The 19,141-nt window shown below is 69.3% G+C and carries 18 protein-coding genes; 16 read left to right on the top strand and 2 right to left on the bottom strand.

Annotation, left to right across the window (positions count from 1 at the left end):
* The first annotated feature begins 13 nt into the window (after window positions 1–13).
* The 8 genes from EOJ32_RS13905 (at window position 14) to EOJ32_RS13870 (ending at window position 8,226) form a co-directional block, all read left to right on the top strand.
* Window positions 14–697, top strand: a complete 684-nt coding sequence (locus tag EOJ32_RS13905; RefSeq protein WP_127898967.1) for an HAD family phosphatase — start codon at window positions 14–16, stop codon at window positions 695–697.
* Window positions 694–1,650, top strand: a complete 957-nt coding sequence (locus EOJ32_RS13900; RefSeq protein WP_046001030.1) for a sugar-binding transcriptional regulator — start codon at window positions 694–696, stop codon at window positions 1,648–1,650. The genes EOJ32_RS13905 and EOJ32_RS13900 overlap by 4 nt, the downstream gene beginning before the upstream one ends.
* Window positions 1,651–1,782: 132 nt before the next feature.
* Window positions 1,783–3,108 carry a sugar ABC transporter substrate-binding protein gene (locus EOJ32_RS13895; protein ID WP_127898966.1) on the top strand — a complete coding sequence of 442 codons (1,326 nt, stop codon included), beginning with the start codon at window positions 1,783–1,785 and terminating at the stop codon, window positions 3,106–3,108.
* A 68-nt stretch (window positions 3,109–3,176) separates the two neighbouring features.
* Entirely contained in the window at window positions 3,177–4,046 is an 870-nt protein-coding gene (locus tag EOJ32_RS13890; RefSeq protein WP_127898965.1) for a carbohydrate ABC transporter permease, read from the top strand.
* 10 nt (window positions 4,047–4,056) lie between these two features.
* Entirely contained in the window at window positions 4,057–4,881 is an 825-nt protein-coding gene (locus EOJ32_RS13885; protein WP_045982117.1) for a carbohydrate ABC transporter permease, read from the top strand.
* A 10-nt stretch (window positions 4,882–4,891) separates the two neighbouring features.
* Window positions 4,892–5,896, top strand: a complete 1,005-nt coding sequence (locus EOJ32_RS13880) for an ABC transporter ATP-binding protein (protein WP_045982118.1) — start codon at window positions 4,892–4,894, stop codon at window positions 5,894–5,896.
* Entirely contained in the window at window positions 5,893–6,663 is a 771-nt protein-coding gene (locus EOJ32_RS13875) for an L-iditol 2-dehydrogenase (RefSeq protein WP_127898964.1), read from the top strand. The genes EOJ32_RS13880 and EOJ32_RS13875 overlap by 4 nt, the downstream gene beginning before the upstream one ends.
* A gap of 81 nt (window positions 6,664–6,744) precedes the next feature.
* Window positions 6,745–8,226, top strand: a complete 1,482-nt coding sequence (locus tag EOJ32_RS13870; RefSeq protein WP_127898963.1) for a mannitol dehydrogenase family protein — start codon at window positions 6,745–6,747, stop codon at window positions 8,224–8,226.
* On the opposite strand, the gene oiaX is transcribed toward EOJ32_RS13870, so the two are convergent.
* Together oiaX and EOJ32_RS13860 are read right to left on the bottom strand one after the other, a co-directional pair.
* Window positions 8,199–9,440: a 3-oxo-isoapionate-4-phosphate decarboxylase OiaX gene (gene oiaX / locus EOJ32_RS13865; RefSeq protein WP_127898962.1), complete on the bottom strand. Its 1,242-nt coding sequence runs from the start codon at window positions 9,438–9,440 to the stop codon at window positions 8,199–8,201. The two genes, EOJ32_RS13870 and oiaX, sit on opposite strands and share 28 nt — an antisense overlap.
* Window positions 9,437–10,804, bottom strand: a complete 1,368-nt coding sequence (locus tag EOJ32_RS13860) for a four-carbon acid sugar kinase family protein (RefSeq protein WP_127898961.1) — start codon at window positions 10,802–10,804, stop codon at window positions 9,437–9,439. Before EOJ32_RS13860 ends, oiaX begins: the two co-directional genes overlap by 4 nt.
* Before the next feature lie 86 nt (window positions 10,805–10,890).
* Here EOJ32_RS13860 and EOJ32_RS13855 point away from each other — a divergent pair, with 86 nt between their 5' ends.
* The 8 genes from EOJ32_RS13855 (at window position 10,891) to EOJ32_RS13820 (ending at window position 19,094) form a co-directional block, all read left to right on the top strand.
* Window positions 10,891–11,721, top strand: a complete 831-nt coding sequence (locus EOJ32_RS13855) for a phosphogluconate dehydrogenase C-terminal domain-containing protein (protein ID WP_127898960.1) — start codon at window positions 10,891–10,893, stop codon at window positions 11,719–11,721.
* Window positions 11,722–11,782: 61 nt separating this feature from the next.
* Window positions 11,783–12,760 carry a TRAP transporter substrate-binding protein gene (locus EOJ32_RS13850; RefSeq protein WP_240542443.1) on the top strand — a complete coding sequence of 326 codons (978 nt, stop codon included), beginning with the start codon at window positions 11,783–11,785 and terminating at the stop codon, window positions 12,758–12,760.
* Between the two features lie 51 nt (window positions 12,761–12,811).
* Window positions 12,812–13,288 (top strand): TRAP transporter small permease, encoded by a 477-nt coding sequence (locus tag EOJ32_RS13845; RefSeq protein ID WP_127898959.1) that lies wholly within the window; start codon window positions 12,812–12,814, stop codon window positions 13,286–13,288.
* Entirely contained in the window at window positions 13,285–14,562 is a 1,278-nt protein-coding gene (locus EOJ32_RS13840; RefSeq protein WP_127898958.1) for a TRAP transporter large permease, read from the top strand. The genes EOJ32_RS13845 and EOJ32_RS13840 overlap by 4 nt, the downstream gene beginning before the upstream one ends.
* Window positions 14,559–15,569, top strand: coding sequence for a Gfo/Idh/MocA family protein (locus tag EOJ32_RS13835; protein ID WP_127898957.1), 1,011 nt, complete (start codon window positions 14,559–14,561; stop codon window positions 15,567–15,569). The genes EOJ32_RS13840 and EOJ32_RS13835 overlap by 4 nt, the downstream gene beginning before the upstream one ends.
* Window positions 15,566–17,296 carry a hypothetical protein gene (locus EOJ32_RS13830; RefSeq protein ID WP_127898956.1) on the top strand — a complete coding sequence of 577 codons (1,731 nt, stop codon included), beginning with the start codon at window positions 15,566–15,568 and terminating at the stop codon, window positions 17,294–17,296. The genes EOJ32_RS13835 and EOJ32_RS13830 overlap by 4 nt, the downstream gene beginning before the upstream one ends.
* A complete protein-coding gene (locus EOJ32_RS13825; protein WP_045983584.1) occupies window positions 17,293–18,021 on the top strand; it encodes a transcriptional regulator NanR in 729 nt (242 codons plus the stop codon). Before EOJ32_RS13830 ends, EOJ32_RS13825 begins: the two co-directional genes overlap by 4 nt.
* Window positions 18,018–19,094 carry an FAD-dependent oxidoreductase gene (locus EOJ32_RS13820; RefSeq protein ID WP_127898955.1) on the top strand — a complete coding sequence of 359 codons (1,077 nt, stop codon included), beginning with the start codon at window positions 18,018–18,020 and terminating at the stop codon, window positions 19,092–19,094. The genes EOJ32_RS13825 and EOJ32_RS13820 overlap by 4 nt, the downstream gene beginning before the upstream one ends.
* Window positions 19,095–19,141: the final 47 nt, after the last annotated feature.

Genomic DNA, 19,141 nt, shown 5'->3' with positions numbered 1-19,141 from the left:
GCGGAATGCGATTATGGCTGCCGCACAAGGCAAGGGAGCCGGACCGATGCGCGTGGACCTGATCATCTTCGACTGCGACGGCGTCATCGCCGACAGCGAGGTGCTGTCCGCGCAGGTGCTGATCGACCAGCTGGCGCGTCTGGACATCGTCGTGACGCCCGACGACGTGCGCCGCGATTTCCTCGGGCGCAGCTTTCCCACGGTCGCGGCGTCGATCCGCGACCGCTTTGCCCTGACCCTGCCCGCCGATTTCGAGGCGACCTATCGGGCCCGCCTGCTGGCGCGGTTCGACACCGATCTGCGCACGACGCCGGGCTTTGCCGATGCGCTGGCGCAGATCCGGCTGCCGGTCTGCGTCGCGACCTCGTCCAGCCCGCCGCGGGTGGCGCGGACGCTGGCGGTGCTGGACCTGGCGCAGCGGTTCGGCGCGGACGTGTTCACGGCCAGCCAGGTGGCGCGCGGCAAGCCCGCGCCCGACCTGTTCCTGTTCGCGGCCGAACGGATGGGCGTCGATCCCGCCCATGCCCTGGTGATCGAGGACAGCCAGCCCGGCCTGCAGGCGGCCCGCGCGGCGGGAATGCGGGTCCTGCAGTACCGCGGCGGCGCCCATCTGGCGGGACAGCCCGCAACGGACGAGGGCTTTGACTGCTGGTCGCAGTTCCCCGACCTGCTGGCGCGCATCCAGGTGCCCGCATGAGCCAGAACCACTTCACCCCCGAAACGACCCGCCTGGACGATGCCGCCCGCGCCGGCTGGCTGTACTACGTCGCCGGAAACACCCAGGACGAGATTGCGCGCAAACTGGGCGTCAGCCGCCAGACCGCGCAGCGTCTGGTCGCGATGGCGCTGGCCGAACGGCTGGTCAAGGTCCGCCTGGATCACCCGATCGGACGCTGCATGGATCTGGCGCGCGCGCTGCAGGACCGGTTCGGCCTGTTGACCGCCGAGGTCGCGCCGTCGGACCCCGAGGCGCCGGACCTGTTGGCGGGCATAGCCATCGCCGCCGCCGCGCATCTGGAACGCGTGCTGAAATCGCCCGAACGGCGGATCGTCAGCCTGGGCACCGGGCGCAACCTGCGCGCAACGGTGGAACAGCTGCCCCGCATGACCTGTCCCCAGCATGTCGTCGTGTCCCGCCTCGGCAACATGATGGAGGACGGGTCGGCCACCCCCTACAACGCCACCATCCGGCTGGCAGAGCGCATCGGCGCGCCGCATTTTCCCTATCCGCTGCCGGTGCTGGCGCGCGACGCGGCGGAACTGGCGGCGATGCAGGGACAGCAGGCCGCCCGCAACACCATCGACCTGTGCGCACGCGCCGACCTGTCGCTGGTGGGCATCGGACAGATGGACATGACCGCGCCGCTGCATGTCGACGGCTTCCTGAGCGAGGCCGAAATGGCGCAGCTGGCCCGCGCCGGTGCCGTGGGCGAGATCACCAGCTGGGTCTATGACGCCCGGGGCCAGGTGATCGATTGCGACTTCAACCGCCGCGTGGCGTCGGCACCGCTGCCCTGCGGAAGCGACCGTCCGGTGATCGCCGTCGCCTCGGGTCAGGCCAAGCTGCCGGCCATCCGCGCGGCGATGGTGGGGGGGCTGATCAACGGCCTGATCACCTCGGAGGCGACGGCGGAACGCCTGCTGGCCTGAAGAACTGCACTGTCGTCAAGCCTTTACACCCTCGCTGCACTGCGGCGGGGAATCTGCGTTGACAGATTCGCAAGACGGGGCGAGTATATGCCCATCGGAAGGGCAAATGCCCAACCGCCAAGGGAGGACTACATGACCACGACATTCCGCGCCCTTCTGGGCGCTACGGCCCTGTGCGCCGTCGGCAGCATGGCCGCCGCGCAGGACAACGTGACCCTGACGATCGCGACCGTGAACAACGGCGACATGATCCGCATGCAGCAGATGACCGCGCCCTTCACCGAGGCGAACCCGAACATCCAGCTGGAATGGGTCACGCTGGAGGAGAACATCCTGCGCGAGCGCGTCACCACCGACATCGCCACCAGCGGCGGGCAGTATGACGTGCTGACCATCGGCACCTACGAGGTTCCGATCTGGGCGGCGCAGGACTGGCTGACGCCCCTGGACGACCTTCCCGAAAGCTACAACGTGGACGACCTGGTCCCCGCCGTGCGCGCCGCCCTGTCGGTGAACGACACGCTGTACGCCGCGCCGTTCTATGCCGAATCGGCAATGGTGATGTACCGCACCGACTTGGCCGAGGCTGCGGGCGTGACCATTCCCGACAACCCGACCTGGACCGACATCACCGCCGCCGCCAAGGCGATGACGGACAAGGAGAACGAGGTCTATGGCATCTGCCTGCGCGGCAAGCCGGGCTGGGGCGAGAACATGGCCTTCCTGACCGCCATGGCCAACAGCTATGGCGCGCGCTGGTTCGACATGGAATGGGCGCCCCAGTTCGACAGCCCCGAATGGCAGGCGACGCTGACCGACTATCTGACGCTGATGAACGAATACGGACCTCCGGGCGCGTCGTCGAACGGCTTCAACGAGAACCTGTCGCTGTTCCAGCAGGGCAAGTGCGGCATGTGGATCGACGCGACCGTTGCCGCAAGCTTCGTGACCGACCCCGAGGATTCGACCGTCGCGGACAGCGTGGGCTTTGCGCAGTTCCCCAACAAGGAAGGCGTCGACAACCACGGCAACTGGCTGTGGGCGTGGAACCTGGCCATCCCGGCCTCCAGCCAGAAGCAGGACGCGGCCAAGACCTTCGTGGCCTGGGCGACCAGCCAGGAATACACCAACATGGTGGCCGAGGCCGAGGGCTGGCGCGCCGCACCTCCGGGCACGCGCACGTCGCTGTACGAGAACCCCGACTATCAGGCCGAGGCTCCGTTCGCGGCGATGACGCTGGAATCGATCAACGCCGCCGACACGCAGAAATCGTCGGTCCAGGACATTCCCTATACCGGCGGCCAGTTCGTCGCGATTCCGGAATTCCAGGGCATCGGCACGGCGGTCGGACAGACCTTCTCGGCGGCGCTGGCAGGCCAGATGTCGGCCGAGGACGCCCTTGCGGCGGCACAGTCCAGCACCGCCCGTGAAATGGCGCGCGCGGGCTATCCCAAGTAAGCCGCGACCCGCGCCGCCCCCGACATGCGGGGCGGCGCACCCCCGCTTTCCCCAAAAGGACGCAAGCCATGGCCACCCGCCAGACCGCAAGTCTTGCGCGCCTGATGCGCGCACCTGCCATCATCCTGCTGCTGATCTGGATGATCGTCCCGTTGGGGATGACGCTGTACTACTCGTTCCTGAACTACAACCTGCTGAACCCGGCATCCGTCAGCTGGGCAGGGTGGTTCAACTATCAGTATTTCTACACCGATCCGGCCTTCTTCGACGCGATCTGGAACACGCTGGCCCTGGTGCTGGGCGTGCTGGCGATCACCGTCATCGGGGGCATCGCGATCGCCCTGCTGATCGACAAGCCGATCTTCGGGCAGGGGATCGTGCGGATCCTGATCATCTCTCCGTTCTTCGTGATGCCGCCGGTGGCCGCGCTGATCTGGAAGAACATGATCATGCACCCGTCCTATGGGGTCTTTGCCGACATCGCGCGCGCCATCGGCGTGCAGCCGGTGGACTGGTTCGCGCAATATCCGCTGACCTCGATCATCATCATCGTGGCCTGGCAATGGCTGCCCTTCGCGACGCTGATCCTGCTGACCGCCCTGCAATCGCTGGACGGCGAACAGATGGAGGCGGCCGAGATGGACGGCGCGGGCGCCGTCAGCCGGTTCATCCACCTGACCCTGCCGCACATTGCACGCGCCATCACCGTCGTGGTGCTGATCCAGACCATCTTCCTTCTGGGCATCTATGCCGAGATCCTGGTGACCACCAATGGCGGTCCGGGCAATGCCAGCACCAACCTGACCTATCTGATCTATCGCGCGGCCCGTCTGAACTTCGACATCGGGGGCGCGGCGGCGGGCGGCATCATCGCGGTCATCCTGGCCAACATCGTCGCGTTCTTCCTGATGCGCGCCGTCGGCAAGAACCTGGATTGAGGAGCATCCCATGGCACGCGCAGTAAGCACCCGCACCAAGGTCGGCTATACCATTGCCGCTTGGATCGTGGCCTTGGTGATCTTCTTCCCGATCCTCTACACGATCATCACCAGCCTCAAGACGGAACAGGAGGCCATTTCGGGCTTCAGCCTGATCCCGTCCTTCACCCTGTCCAGCTTCGAGGCGGTGCAGACCCAGAACAACTACTGGAAGCCCTTCACCAATTCGGTGATCCTGGCGGTGGGTTCGACCATCCTGGCGCTGATCGTCGCGATCCCGGCGGCCTGGGCGATGGCGTTCTCTCCCACCAAGCACACCAAGGACATCCTGATGTGGATGCTGTCCACAAAGATGATGCCCGCGGTCGCGGTGCTGGTGCCGATCTATCTGATCTTCCTGCGCACCGGGCTGATGGACACGCGGATCGGCCTGACGGTCATGCTGATGCTGATCAACCTGCCGATCGTGGTCTGGATGCTCTACACCTATTTCCGCGAGATCCCCGGAGAGATCCTGGAGGCCGCGCGCATGGACGGCGCCACGCTCAAGGACGAGATCCTGTACGTGCTGACGCCCATGGCGGTGCCGGGCATCGCGTCGACCATGCTGCTGAACGTCATCCTGGCCTGGAACGAGGCGTTCTGGACCATCCAGCTGACCACCACCAACGCCGCGCCCTTGTCGGCCTTCATCGCCAGCTTCTCCAGCCCGCAGGGGCTATTCTGGGCGAAACTCTCGGCGGCCTCCGTCATGGCCATCGCGCCGATCCTGATCATGGGCTGGTTCAGCCAGAAACAACTTGTCCGCGGCCTGACCTTCGGCGCGGTGAAATAAGGGGACCATCATGGGACGCATTACCCTTGAAGCAGTGACCAAGCGGTTCGGAGACGTCGAGGTCATCCCGCCCCTGAACCTGGACATCAACGACGGAGAGTTCGTGGTCTTCGTCGGCCCCTCGGGCTGCGGGAAATCCACCCTTCTGCGCCTGATCGCGGGGCTGGAGGACACGTCGGGCGGGCGCATCCTGATCGACGGCAAGGATGCCACCGACACGCCCCCGGCCAAGCGCGGCCTGGCGATGGTGTTCCAGTCCTATGCGCTGTACCCGCACATGTCGGTCAGAAAGAACATCGCCTTTCCGATGCGCATGGCGGGTGTGCCGCAGGACGAACAGGACCGCCGCATCACGGCGGCCGCCAAGGCGCTGAACCTGACCGATTACCTGGACCGCAAGCCGGGCCAGCTGTCGGGCGGCCAGCGCCAGCGCGTGGCCATCGGGCGGGCGATCGTGCGCGAACCGGCCGCGTTCCTGTTCGACGAGCCGCTGTCGAACCTGGACGCCGCCCTGCGCGTCGGCATGCGCCTTGAGATCAGCGAGCTGCACAACCGCCTGAAGACCACGATGATCTACGTCACCCATGACCAGGTCGAGGCGATGACCATGGCCGACAAGATCGTGGTCCTGCGCGCCGGCAACATCGAACAGGTGGGCAGCCCGATGGAGCTGTACCGCGCGCCCAGGAACCTGTTCGTCGCGGGCTTCATCGGCAGCCCCAAGATGAACCTGATCGACGGGGCGGCGGCCGCGGAATACGGTGCCCACACCATCGGCATCCGGCCCGAACACATCGCGGTGTCGCCCGATCACGGCAAGTGGCGCGGGCGCGTCGGCGTCAGCGAGCATCTGGGATCGGACACGTTCTTCTATGTCGAGGACACAGGTCTGGCCGACACCATCACGGTGCGTGCGGGCGGCAACATCGACCTGCATCACGGCGACACCGTCTGGCTGACCCCGGACGACGCGCAGATGCACCGCTTTGATGCCACGGGGGCGCGGGTGGCATGATGCTGTCGGGAAAGACCGCCCTGATCACCGGGGCCGCGCGCGGCATCGGGCTGGCATTCGCCCGCGCCTATCTGGATCAGGGCGCGCGCGTCGCCATCTGCGACATCAATCTGGAGGCCGCCCGCGCGGCGGCCGCGGGTCTGGGCGAGGGTGCCATCGCGGTGGCGCTGGACGTGACCGATCAGGCCAGCATCGACGCCTGCGTGGCCTCCGTGGAACAGCAGTTTGGCGGCATCGACATCCTGATCAACAACGCGGCCCTGTTCACCGCCGCCCCCATCGCCGAGATCACCCGCCCCGATTACGACCGCATCATGGCGGTCAACGTGTCGGGCACGCTGTTCATGATGCAGGCCGTCGCGCGGTCCATGATCGCGCGCGGTAAGGGCGGGCGGATCATCAACATGGCGTCCCAGGCCGGCCGCCGGGGCGAGGCGCTGGTCGCGGTCTATTGCGCCAGCAAGGCCGCGGTGATCAGCCTGACGCAATCGGCGGGCCTGAACCTGATCGCCCACGGCATCAACGTGAATGCCATCGCGCCCGGCGTCGTCGACGGCGAACATTGGGACGGCGTGGACGCGTTCTTCGCGAAATACGAAGGCAAGGCCCCCGGCCAGAAAAAGGCCGAGGTCGGCGCCGCCGTCCCCTTCGGCCGCATGGGCACTGCGGCCGACCTGACCGGCATGGCGGTGTTCCTGGCATCCGACGGGGCCGACTACATCGTGGCCCAGACCTACAATGTCGACGGCGGCAACTGGCTCAGCTGACTGCCGCACCCCCTGCAATTCCCGGCCCCCCGCGCGCATCCTGCGCCGCGGCCACGGGGCGATTTGACGAAAGGTCCGATCATGGCCATCCAACTGACCCAATCCGCGCTGGCCGGGCTGCCCGACACCGTGGCACGCCCCGCCTATGACCGCAGCGCCCTGACGGCGGGCATCCTGCATGTCGGCGTCGGCAATTTCCACCGCGCGCACATGGCGTGGTACCTGGACCGGCTGTTCGCCCAGGGGCGCGACCACAGCTGGGCGCTGATCGGCGCGGGCGTGCGTCCGGGCGACGCCGCGATGCGCGAACGGCTGGCGGCCCAGGACTGGCTGACCACGCTGGTCGAGCTCGACCCCGCAGGCCTGTCCGCACAGGTGCTGGGCTCGATGATCGATTTCGTGGCCGTGGACCCCGCAGCCACCATCGCCGCGATGGCCGATCCGGCGATCCGCATCGTCTCGCTGACCATCACCGAGGGCGGTTATTACGTCGACGCCAAGACCGACGGCTTCGATGCGGGCCATCCGGACATGGTGCATGACGCGGGCGCGCCGGATGCGCCGCGCACCGTGTTCGGCATGATCCTGGCTGCGCTGCGGGCGCGGCGCGCGGCGGGGCATGCGCCCTTCACCGTCCTGTCCTGCGACAACCTCCCGGAAAACGGCCATGTCTGCGCCCGCACGGTGACGGGACTGGCCCGCGCGCTGGACCCCGCGCTGGCCGATTGGGTTCAGGCCAACGTGGCCTTTCCGAACAGCATGGTCGATTGCATCACCCCGGCGACCAGCGACCGTGAACGCGCCCTGGTCCGCGACCGCTTCGGCATCCAGGACGCCGCCCCCGTCGTCTGCGAGCCCTTCCGCCAATGGGTGCTGGAGGACAACTTCCCCCAGGGCCGCCCGGCGCTGGAGGCCGTGGGCGCCGAATTCGTCGCCGATGTCAGCCGCCACGAGCTGATGAAGCTGCGCATCCTGAACGGCGGGCATGCGGCCATCGCCTATGCCTCGGCGCTGCTGGGGCATCATTTCGTGCATGACGCGATGGCGGACGCGGACATCGCCGCCTGGCTGCGCACGCTGGAGACGCGCGAGATCATCCCGACCCTGCAGCCCATTCCGGGCGTCAGCTATGATGAATACCTGGCGCTGATCGTCAGCCGCTTCTCGAACCCGGAAATCGGCGACACCATTCCGCGCCTGTGCCTGGACGGGTCGAACCGCCAGCCGAAATTCATCCTGCCGACGCTGCGCGACCGGCTGACGGCGGGCGCGCCCATCGGCGGGCTGGCGCTGGAGCTGGCGCTGTGGTGCCGCTATTGCGAAGGCACGACCGAGGCGGGCGCGCCGATCGCACCCAATGACGACGCCCATGCGACGCTGCGCGACCATGCGCTGGCGGCAAAGGACGATCCGCAGGCGTTCCTGTCCCAGCACGCGATCTTTGGCGATCTGGCGGGGTCCGCGCCCTTGGTCGCGGCCTTCGGCGACGCGCTGGCCGCGTTGCGCCGGGACGGGGTGCGGGCGACGCTGGCGGCCTATGTCGCGGGCATGCCCCACCGCTGAAAGCTGGCGGCCAGGTCAGGGCAATCGGCTGCGGCCTGGGCGGGCGTCAGGCCCGCGCCGGCCGCAGCCCAGGCATGGCGGATGGCGCGCACCCCCGCAGCCAGCCCGTTCGGATGGCCGTGGATCCCGCCGCCGCCCAGATACATCAGGTCCAGCGTGCCGCCCGTGCGCGCCCAGGTCTGGAACGCCTGGCCGCCCCATTGCCCCGAACAGACCACCGGCAGCGCCCGGTCCGCCTCCGAGAAGATCGGCGTCGTGACGTCCGCAAAGGACCGCACGAAGCTGTCGTCACCCTCCCAGTATTTCGCGCCGATGCCGTTGATCTGGAACTGATCGACGCCCAGCAGGCGCCAGATCTTCTGCCAGGCGCGAAACTCGAAGCCCAGGCCCGGATGGCGCGTCAGCAGGTCCCACCCGTTGCGATGCGCGTGCAGGCACAGCGCCGACCGCTTTCGCAGGAAGGCCATCGCCCCCGGTCCGATCGAATTGATGTTCACCACCGCCGCATTGCCGCCTTGCGCCACGACGTGATCGTGGCGGCGCATCATCACGTCCGGGTCCGCCGATGACAGGCCAAAGGCATACATGACCTGCTTGCCCGTCTGCTGCGCATGGTCGCGGATCACCGCCATGACGGCATCGACCCGCGCCTCGAAGGGGGAATAGGCGGGCGACATCATCTTTTCGTCGTCCTTGATGAAATCGACCCCGGCCGCGCACAGCGTACGCACGACCTCGGCCGTCTGATCGGGGGTCAGGCCAAGCGAGGGCTTGATGATCGACGCGATGATCGGCCCCTCTGCGACCCCGGTCAGGCGGCGAGAGCCCTCAATGCCGAATTGCGGCCCCGGGTGGGCCGCGAAATCGGGCGTCAGGTGGAAATCCAGCACCCGCATGCCGGTCAGGCCGCGCGCCGCGAAGAGGCCGCCCGTGGTGACCGTCAGCAGCGCCGCGATGTCGCCGCCGATGCTGTCGGGCGAAAAGGCGATGGTCGCGCGGGCGCGCCGCACCGGCCCCGCGCCTTCGGGCAGCGAGGGCTGGGGCAGGGGCTCCAGCAGGGTCACGTCCTCGACCCGGGCGGCGTGGCGGGCGCGCAGGGCGTCGGTCTCTCCGGGCAGGTCGGTGAAGGTGCCGGTGGACTGGTCGGCCGCGATCTTCTCGGCCATGGCGCGCGGGTCGCCGGGGGTCTCCAGCAGATAGGTGACGCGGATCATGGCTGCTCCTGATGTCGGGGGCCGCCGCCGTCGCGGATCCAGCCGAAATAATCGGTCGAGCCCATCTGCCCGCCCTTCAACGCGATCTCCAGCCCGTCATGCAGGCCGTCGCCATGGGCCCGGCACAGCGCGGCGCCGGGAATGGTGGGGGCCAGCGCGGTCAGGGCGCTGAGGCCCAGCTGCCGCATTGCGTGCCCCGAGGTGTCGCCCCCCGAGATCACCGCGCGGCGGATGCCGGACCCGCACAGCACCCCGTCCAGAATGCGGCCCAGCCCCTCTCCGATGCGCCGGGCGGCGGTCTCAGGCGCCATGCCCGAGGTCGACAGCGCGCTGCGGAACGCGCCGACCTGCGCGCCGTCATGGCCCGCCGCCGAATGGATCAGCGGGCTGGCGCCGTCACTTGCGGCACGCAGGGCGGCGGCGGTCAGGCGCGCGACCTCGGCCGTCAGATCGGCCTCGGATCCGCAGGCGGCGCGTGCGTCGAAGGGCAGCAGCGCAAAGCCGTGCCGCCCGGCCCAGTCCAGCTGCGCCGCCGTCACCGGTGACACCGACCCCGACACCGCCGCGATGCGCGCCGCGCGCCCGGCCGAGGCGGGCGGGGGCGGCGCGGGCAGGTTCCCCGTCTGCTGCCAGTGGCGCACCAGCGCGTATTCGACCCCCTGGCTGCCCGCGACAAGGCCCATCCGCGCGCGGTTCCGCCAGATCAGCGCGCCCGCCGCGGCCTCCGATGCCGGGTCCATGCTGTCGATGGACAGGATGCGCGCGCCTTGGGTCAGCGCCTCCTCCAGCCGGGCCTGCGGGTCCGTGGCCAGCGCCTCCAGGTCGATCAGCGCGCCGGGCAGGTCGGTCTGCGCGGCCAGATGGGCCAGCAGGTCGGCTTCGGCCATGGGCGTCGCGGGGTGGTGCGCCATGACCGGGTGCCGGTCCAGACGGAACACCCCCTGCGGGCTGCCCGCGAAGAGATGCCCGAAGGCCTGATAGCGGCGCATGGCAGGGGCGGCGGTCAGCAGGGGCACGGCCCGGGACGGGCGCACCGACAGCCCCGCCGCGATGGCCGCGCCGATCGAGCCCAGATGCGGCGCCGAATCGAAGGTCGAGCATATCTTGTAATGCAGAATCTGCGGCCGCAGCGCGTCCAGCGCGGCGAAGAGCGGCGGCAGGTGTTCGGCCATCCAGTCCGGTCCCTGCGCGCGGGCGGTCGTGGCCAGCCCCACCGCCGCGCAATCCGCGAACCGCGCCATCAGCGCGGCTGTGGGCGGTTCGGTGAATAGGACCGATGGCAGGCCCGCGAAGGTCAGCACCTCCATCACCGCGGCGGCGCCGGTGAAGTCGTCGCCCAGCCAGGCCAGCCGCAGATCGGTCATTCGCATCCCCTCTTGACGTAACGGAATAATTATCACCTCATCATACCAGTTAGGCAAGTGATTCCCGAAGGCCGGAGGAGACTGAGATGACCAAGGTGGCGCTGCTGGGGGCGGGCGGTAAGATGGGGGTGCGTCTGGCGACGAACCTGGCCCGGACCGATTTCGAGGTGGCCCATGTCGAGGTCAGCCCCGCCGGACAGGCCCGGCTGAAGGCCGAGACGGGGCTGGATTGCGTCCCGCAGGAGGCGGCGCTGGCGGGTGCCGAGGTGGTGATCCTGGCGGTGCCGGACACGGTGATCGGCAAGGTCGCGGGCGCGGTCGTGCCGCAGCTGGCGCCGGGCACGATGGTCGTGGTGCTGGACGCGGCCGCGCCCTTTGCGGGCCATCTGCCCGAGCGGGCCGACATCACCTATTTCGTGACCCATCCCTGCCACCCGCCGATCTGGAACGACGAGGACACGCCCGAGGGCCGGGCCGACCATTTCGGCGGCGTCGCCGCCAAGCAGGGCGTGGTCAACGCGCTGATGCAGGGCCCGCGCGAACATTACGCCCTGGGCGACAGCATCGCCCGCGCGATCTATGCCCCCGTTGCCCGCACCTATGAGGTGACCGTCAGGCAGATGGCCATGCTGGAGCCGGGCCTCTCCGAGACGGTCTGCGCCTCGCTGCTGGCGGTGATGCGCGAGGCGCTGGACGAATGCGTGGCGCGCAGCGGCGTCAGCCACGACTGCGCCCGCGACTTTCTGCTGGGCCACATGAACATCCTGGGCGCGGTGCTGTTCAACGAGCGCGAGGGCGCGTTCTCGGATGCCTGCAACAAGGCCATCGAGTTCGGCAAGCCGATGCTGATGCGCGACGACTGGAAGCGGGTCTTCGAATGGGACGAGGTCGAGGCCAGCATCCACCGCATCACCTGACATCGCGCGGCGGGCGGGGGAGCGTCCGCCGCGATCATCAACACAAGGGAGGAGACCTTCGATGACCAAGATGATGACCGCCGCGTCGATGCTGGCCATGCTGCTGGGTGCGGGACCGGCGCTGGCCCAGGCAAAGGTGATGAACCTGGCCTTCACCCCGCCCGCCGACAGCCATTACGGCGATGCGGCGCGCGCCTTTGCCGAGACCATCGCTGATCTGTCCGACGGTGCCTTCGAGATCGCGCTGCGCCCGGCAGGCGCCCTGGGCGGTGAGCGCGACGTGATCGAGGGGCTGCAGATCGGCACGGTCGAGCTGACGATCTCCTCGACCGGACCCATCGGCAATTTCGTCCCCGAGGTCTATGCGCTGGATTTCCCGTTCCTGTTCGACGACTACGCCAGCGCGCACGCGGTCCTGGACGGAGAGATCGGACAGGAGCTGCTGGCCAGCTTCCAGCCGCACGGCATCGTGGGCCTGGCCTGGGCCGAGAACGGGTTTCGCCACATCACCAACTCGGTCCGTCCGATCCGCGAGCCGGCCGATCTGGCCGGGCTGAAGCTGCGCACGATGGAGAACGAGGTCCATATCGCGGCCTTCCGCGCCGCCGGGGCCGCCCCCACGCCGATGAGTTGGACCGAGGTGCTGACCTCGCTGCAGCAGGGCACCATTGACGGGCAGGAGAACCCCATCCCCATCGTCACCGCCAATAACATGTGGGAGATCCAGGACAACATCACCCTGACGGGCCATGTCTATTCGCCCGCCGTGGTGGCCATGTCCGCGATCCACTGGGACGGCCTGACCGAGGAACAGCAGGGCTGGTTCGTGGAGGCCGCCCAGGCCGCCGCCGCCGCATCGCGCCAGACCGTCGCCGCGAACGAGGAATCGGGCATCGCCCTGATGCGCGAGAACGGGATGGAGGTGATCGACGGCATCGACAAGGCCGCCTTCGCCGCCGCGGTCCAGCCCGCCTATGACGAGTTCGCCGACCGCTATGCGCCCGAGCTGATCGCGCGCATCCGCGCGGCGCAGGACTAGGGCGTCCGGCGGGGCCGTCCGCGGCCCCGTCTTGCGAACGGGGACACCATCATGAGACATGTCGAAGCCTGGGCCGAGGGCGTCGTCCGGCTGGCCCACAACCTGGCCGCGCTGCTGCTGGCGGTGGCGACGGGGCTGGTCTTCTTCCAGGTCGTCACGCGCTTCGGCCTGGGCCATGCCGCCGGCTGGTCCGAGATCCTGGCCCGTGGGCTGATCATCTGGTCCACGCTGCTGGTCGCGGCGGCGGGCTTCCGACTTGGCGCGATGATCCCCATCGACTTTCTCCGCGGGCTGCTGCCCGGCCCTGCGCAGATCTGGGTGATCCGGCTGGTCACGCTGCTGACGCTGGCCTTTCTGGTGGTGCTGGTCTGGCAGGGCTGGTCCATGACGCTGCGGGTGCAGGCGCAGCGGGTCGCGATGCTGGGCACCTCGATGAGTTGGTTCTATGCGGCGATCCCCCTGGGCGCGCTGATGGCCATTCCGGGCGTGCTGCTGCGCCATGTCGAACAGGAAAGGGAACGTCCGTGAACGCCGCTCTTGCCGCAGGCCTGGTGGGCCTTTTCGCGCTGTCCGTGCCGGTGGCGGTGTCCATCGCGCTGGCCTCGATCATCGCGATCCACTTCTTCTCGAACCTGCCGCTGCTGGTCGTGCCGCAGAAGATGTTCACCGGGCTGGACAGCTTTCCGCTGATGGCGGTGCCGTTCTTCATCCTGGCGGGCGCGATCATGACCCAGGGGGGTATTTCGGCCCGGCTGGTCGATCTGGTGAAATCCATGGTCGGCAACATCCAGGGCGGTCTGGCCAGCAGTTGCGTGCTGACCTGCATGCTGTTCGCGGCCATCTCGGGGTCGTCGGTGGCCACGACTTTTGCGGTCGGCTCCATCCTGATCCCGGCGATGCTGCGCCACGGCTATCCGGTAGACATGGCGGGCGCGATCCAGGCGTCCTCGGCCGAGCTGGGCGTGATCATCCCGCCCTCGGTGCCGCTGATCCTCTATGCGGTCTCGACCGAGACCTCGATCACCCGGCTGTTCCTGGCGGGCATGGTGCCGGGACTGATGATCGCCGCCGCGCTGGTCGTGATGGTCCAGATCTGGTGCCGCGTGAAGGGCCACGGCAAGCGGGACGGCGAGGGCCGCCAGGCCATCCTGCCCGCCGCGCGCCGCGCCTTCGGGGCGCTGATGATGCCGATCATCATCGTGGGCGGCATCTATGGCGGCGTCTTCACCCCGACCGAGGCCGCCGCCGTGTCGGTCATCTATGCGCTGATCCTGTCGATCTTCGTCTATCGCGAACTGTCCTGGTCCGACCTGCCGGGCATCTTCCGCGCGGCGGCGGTGTCGTCCGGGGCGGTCATGCTGATCATCTCGGCGGCGGCGCTGTTCAGCTTCCTGATCAGCCTGTCGGGCCTGCCCGGCGCCGTCGGCACCTGGAGCCAGGAGAATTTCGGCAGCGCGCTGACCTTCCTTCTGGGCGTCAACCTGCTTTTGCTGGTCGTGGGCATGTTCATCGAGACCAGCGCCGCGATCCTGGTGCTGGCCCCGATCCTGACGCCGGTGGCGATCAGCTTCGGCATCGACCCGGTGCATTTCGGCATCGTCATCGTGGTGAACCTGGCCCTGGGCATGATCACGCCGCCCCTGGGGGTGAACCTCTTTGCCGCGGCCGCCGTGGCGAAGGTTCCGGTGCAGGCGCTGTTCCGGTCGCTGGTCTGGCCCATCGCCACGGTTCTGGTGATGCTGGCGGCGATCACCTATGTTCCCGCCATCTCCCTGGGGCTGGGCTGGTGGATGATGCCATGATCAAGGTCGGACTGATCGGCTGCGGCTTCTTCGCGGTGAACCAGATGCAGGGCTGGGCCGATGCGGAAGGGGCCTGCGTCACCGCGATCTGCGACCGCGACCCGGACCGGCTGGCCGCGATGGGCGCGCGCTTCGGCATCGCGCAGCGCTATGACGACGCGGCGCGGATGATGCGCGAGGCGGATCTGGACGTGGTCGACATCGCCACGACCGTCCCCTCGCACCGCCCGCTTGTGATGGCGGCGGCCGAGGCCGGGCTCCACGCCATCTGCCAGAAGCCCTTCGCCGAGACGCTGGAGGATGCCCGCGCCATGGTCGCCGCGATGGACCGCGCGGGCCGCGTGCTGATGGTGCACGAGAACTTCCGCTGGCAGTCGCCCATCCGCGCCGTGCTGGCCGCGCTGCGCGAGGGTGCGGTGGGGCGGCCCTTCTTCGGGCGGGTCAGCTTCCGGTCGGGCTATGACGTCTTCTCGGGGCAGCCCTATCTGGCGACCGATCCGCGCTTCATCATCCAGGATCTGGGCATCCACATCCTGGACATCGCCCGCGCCCTCTTCGGAGAGGTGGATCGCCTCTCGGCCAGCACCGCGCGCATCAACCCCGCGATCCGCGGAGAGGACGTGGCGACGATCCTGATGGATCACGCAGGCGGGGTGACCTCGCTCGTGGACTGTTCCTATGCGACGCGGCGGGACGAGACCTTCCCCCAGACCCTGATCGAGATCGACGGCACCGAGGGCACGCTGCGGCTGGAGGCCGGATACCGGCTGGTCATCGACCGCGGCTGCGACCGGCAGGTCCACGACGTCTCGCCCCCGCTGCTGCCTTGGGCCGAACGGCCCTGGCACAACATCCAGGAAAGCGTCGCGCTGATCCAGCAGGACTTCGTGGCCTGCCTGCGCGAGGGCCGGGCGCCCGAGACCTCGGGGCGCGACAACCTGGCCACGCTGGCCCTGGTCGAGGCCGCCTATGCCTCGGCCCGCGACGGCAGCCGGGTCCGGCCGTGACGCGGACGCTCTCCTGCGGGCCGGCGCGGCTGGTGCTGGAGGGCGACCGCCTGCGCTACCTGCATCTGGACGGGGTCGAGGCGATCCGCGGCCTGTCCTTCCTGGTCCGCGATCGCGATTGGGGCACTGTCGCGCCCAACATCTGCGATCTGCGCCTGTCCGACGGGCCGGACGGGTCGCGCATCGCCTGGACGGCGCGGTACGACATGGGCGCGGGGGCGGTCCACGCCGCGCTGATGGTCGATCTGACGCCCGACGGGCTGACCGCGCGGGCGGTGATCGGGGCCGAGGGGCAGGTCTGGACGAACCGCACCGGCTTCACGCTGCTGCACCCGATCACCGGGGTCGCGGGGGCGCCGGTCACGGTCGATCACGCGGACGGCCCGCCCGAGCAGGCGCGCTTTCCCACGTTGATCGCGCCGTGGCAGCCCTTCATGGACATCTCCGGCCTGACCCATCAGGCGGGCGGCTGGCGCGTCCATTGCCGCTTCGACGGCGACATCTTCGAGATGGAGGATCAGCGCCAATGGGGCGATGCCTCCTTCAAGACCTACAACCGCCCCCTGGCGCGGCCTTGGCCCTATCGTCTGGAGGGCGAGACCAGCCAGACCGTCACCATCCGCTGGTCCCCGGCCGCGCCCATGGCCCCGGTCACGGGCCCTGAGGCCCGCGTGGCCGACACGCGCTTTCCGCAGACGGCGCTGGCCCTGACGGGGGCGGATGCGGCGCATCTGGCCCGCGCGCCGCAGGGCCTGGCCGCGATCGGGGTGCAGCGCCTGCTGTGCCATCTGGACGCCGCGGGCGACATCGCGCGCGACCTGGCCGGTTTCGCCGCGCTGCAGGCGGCGCTGCCCGGCCCGGCCTACGATCTGGAGCTGCTGGCGCTGTGCGACCCCCAGGTCGATCCGCAGGAGGAGTTCGCCCGCCATGCCGCGGCGCTGGCGGCTTCGGGCCTGGCCGCGGCCACGGTGCTGGTCCACGCCCGGCCCGATTGGCAATCGACGCCGCCGGGCTCGGACTGGCCGCCCTGCGCGCCCCTGGCGCAGGTCCATGCGGCGGCGCGCGCGGCCTTTGCCGGGCATCCGGTGGGCGGGGGCGTGGCCGGCTTCTTTCCCGAACTGAACCGCAAGCCGCCGCCGCCGGGGCTGGCGGTCGTGACGCATGGGCTGTGCCCCATCGTGCATGCCGCCGACGACCTGTCGGTGGTCGAGGCGCTGGAGGCGGTGCCGCATATTCTGGCCTCCGCGCGCGCCCTTGCGGGGGATGCGGAGTATTGGCTGGGGCCGTCGACCATCGCCATGCGCCACAACCCCTATGGCAGCCGGACCATCCCCAATCCGGGGCGCGGGCGCGTCTGCATGACCGATGACGATCCGCGCCAAGAGACCGGCTTTGCGGCGGCCTGGGCCTGCGGGCTGGCCGCGGCGATCGCGCCCGCGGGCCTGTCGGTCTGGACCCCGGCCGAGGTGCTGGGCCCGCGCGGCCTGTTCGCGCGCGATGGCCGTCCGCGCCCGGTGGCCGGGGTCGTGGCCGCGCTGGCGGCGCTGGCCGGCGCGCCGGTCCATGATGCGCAGGGGGGCGATCTGGTGCGGCTGCATCTGGGCGGGCGCATCCTGCGCGCCAACCTGACGCCCGATGCGCGGGCGGGGCTGGCGCCCTGGGGCTGGGATCAGGACGACGCGCCGGATTTGCAGGCGGGCGCGGGCCGTCCTAAACCATGGGCATGATGCAACCGACCGACCCTTCCGACCGAATCGTCCGGCGCAAGCTGTCCGACCAAGTGTTCGACCGCCTGCGCGACATGATCGCCAGCGGAGAGCTGACGCCCGGCGCGCCGCTGCCGTCAGAACGCGACCTGATGGAGCGTTTCGGCACCGGCCGCCCCGCCGTGCGCGAGGCGCTGCAGCACCTGCACACCATGGGCCTGATCACCATCAGTCACGGCGAGCGAAGCCGCGTGAACGCGCTGAGCGCGGACAGCGTCCTCAGCCGCGTGGACGACGTGGCGCGGATGCTGTTGTCGTCGGAACCCGACCAGCTGGACCACCTGAAGCAGGCGCGGCGGATGTTCGAATGCGGGCTGGTGCGCATGGCCGCCCAGACCGCGACAGAGGCCGATGTGGCCGACCTGCGCGACCTGATCGCCGCGCAGCGCGACTGTCTGGGCGATGCCGCGCGCTTTGTCACCCAGGACATGGCGTTCCATGCGCGCATCGCGGCGATCTCGGGCAATCCGATCCTGATTGCCACCAGCCAATCGATGCTGCGCTGGCTGTTTCAGTATCACGGCGTCCTGCTGCATTGGTCGGGCAACGAACAGGTCACCCTGCGCGAGCACGAGGCCATCACCGACCTGATCGCCGCGCATGATCCGGACGGCGCGGTGGCCGCGATGCAGGCGCATCTGGACCGCTCGGTGGGTCTTTACGCGCATCAGAACGCCCAGGGGTGAGCGGGACGCCCATCCTGCTGTTGGGGGCGGGGCATGCCAATCTGCTGGCGCTGCCGCCGCTGCGGGCGGCGCTGCCGGAGGCGGCCGTTCTGCTGGTCGACATGACCGAACAGGCGACCTATTCGGGCATGTATCCCGGCTTGATCGCGGGCCATTACCACGCCGACCAGCTGAGCGTCGGGCTGGTGGATTTCGCCGCGCGGCACGGGGCGAGTTTTCTGCGCGCGCGTATCACCGGGATCGACCCGGTCGCGCGCCAGGTCACGGCCGTGCAGCCTTGCGGCACGGCGCAGCGTCTGGATTATTCCCAGGCCGCGCTGGATGTGGGCAGCCACGGCGTCATGCCCGAAATCGCGGGGTTTCGTGACCACGCGCGCGCCGTCAAGCCGCTGCGCGCAGATCTGCCGTTGCCCGACCGGGGCCTGCCGTCGGTCGTGATCGGCGGCGGCGTGGCGGGGGCCGAGATCGCGCTTGCCCTGTCCCATCGCCAGCGCGCGCCCGTCACTTTGGTCGAGACCGGGCCCCGCATCGCCGCAGCTTTGACGCCACGCGCCCGGACCCTGCTGCGCCGCGCACTGGAGAGGGCAGGGGTCGCGATCCTGACGGAGGCGCGCGTGCATTGGGTCGCGGCCGATCACGTGGTGCTGGCCGATGGACGGCGGATCGACAGCGCCCTGACCCTGGGCATCGCCGGCGCGCGTGCGCCGGACTGGTTGGCGCGCGATCTGCCGGTGGACGAGGCGGGCTTTGTCCGCGTGGGGGCGTGCCTGCAGGTGCCGGGCCATCCCGACCTGTTCGCGGCCGGCGACTGCGCCTTCATGACCCACGCCCCGCGCCCAAAGGCCGGTGTCTTTGCCGTGCGTCAGGCGCCCGTGCTGGCGGCGAACCTTGCCGCGCGGCATCTGGGCCGCCCCTGCCGGGCGTTCCGGCCGCAGCGCGACTATCTGAAGATCATCTCGCTTGGCGGACAGGAGGCGCTGGCCCAGTGGCACGGCATCGTCCTGCAGGGCCGTTGGCTGTGGCGGGTCAAGGACCGGATCGACCGTAAATTCATGGCCCGCCTGAAGGGCTAGCCCGTCGACGGCCGTCGGGATCGATCGATTTGGTCACGTTCGACGGC

Origin of the sequence: Paracoccus sp. Arc7-R13, assembly GCF_004010775.1 — a bacterium.
GTDB lineage: Bacteria > Pseudomonadota > Alphaproteobacteria > Rhodobacterales > Rhodobacteraceae > Paracoccus > Paracoccus marcusii.
This window is presented reverse-complemented; position numbering and strand designations above follow the sequence as displayed.

Excerpts from the sequence above, each read along its gene's own strand:
- EOJ32_RS13905 (WP_127898967.1), top strand. The coding sequence starts at position 14 with ATGGCTGCCGCACAAGGCAAGGGAGCCGGACCGATGCGCGTGGACCTG.
- EOJ32_RS13900 (WP_046001030.1), top strand. The coding sequence starts at position 694 with ATGAGCCAGAACCACTTCACCCCCGAAACGACCCGCCTGGACGATGCC.
- EOJ32_RS13895 (WP_127898966.1), top strand. The coding sequence starts at position 1,783 with ATGACCACGACATTCCGCGCCCTTCTGGGCGCTACGGCCCTGTGCGCC.
- EOJ32_RS13890 (WP_127898965.1), top strand. The coding sequence starts at position 3,177 with ATGGCCACCCGCCAGACCGCAAGTCTTGCGCGCCTGATGCGCGCACCT.
- EOJ32_RS13885 (WP_045982117.1), top strand. The coding sequence starts at position 4,057 with ATGGCACGCGCAGTAAGCACCCGCACCAAGGTCGGCTATACCATTGCC.
- EOJ32_RS13880 (WP_045982118.1), top strand. The coding sequence starts at position 4,892 with ATGGGACGCATTACCCTTGAAGCAGTGACCAAGCGGTTCGGAGACGTC.
- EOJ32_RS13875 (WP_127898964.1), top strand. The coding sequence starts at position 5,893 with ATGATGCTGTCGGGAAAGACCGCCCTGATCACCGGGGCCGCGCGCGGC.
- EOJ32_RS13870 (WP_127898963.1), top strand. The coding sequence starts at position 6,745 with ATGGCCATCCAACTGACCCAATCCGCGCTGGCCGGGCTGCCCGACACC.
- oiaX (WP_127898962.1), bottom strand. The coding sequence starts at position 9,440 with ATGATCCGCGTCACCTATCTGCTGGAGACCCCCGGCGACCCGCGCGCC.
- EOJ32_RS13860 (WP_127898961.1), bottom strand. The coding sequence starts at position 10,804 with ATGACCGATCTGCGGCTGGCCTGGCTGGGCGACGACTTCACCGGCGCC.
- EOJ32_RS13855 (WP_127898960.1), top strand. The coding sequence starts at position 10,891 with ATGACCAAGGTGGCGCTGCTGGGGGCGGGCGGTAAGATGGGGGTGCGT.
- EOJ32_RS13850 (WP_240542443.1), top strand. The coding sequence starts at position 11,783 with ATGACCAAGATGATGACCGCCGCGTCGATGCTGGCCATGCTGCTGGGT.
- EOJ32_RS13845 (WP_127898959.1), top strand. The coding sequence starts at position 12,812 with ATGAGACATGTCGAAGCCTGGGCCGAGGGCGTCGTCCGGCTGGCCCAC.
- EOJ32_RS13835 (WP_127898957.1), top strand. The coding sequence starts at position 14,559 with ATGATCAAGGTCGGACTGATCGGCTGCGGCTTCTTCGCGGTGAACCAG.
- EOJ32_RS13825 (WP_045983584.1), top strand. The coding sequence starts at position 17,293 with ATGATGCAACCGACCGACCCTTCCGACCGAATCGTCCGGCGCAAGCTG.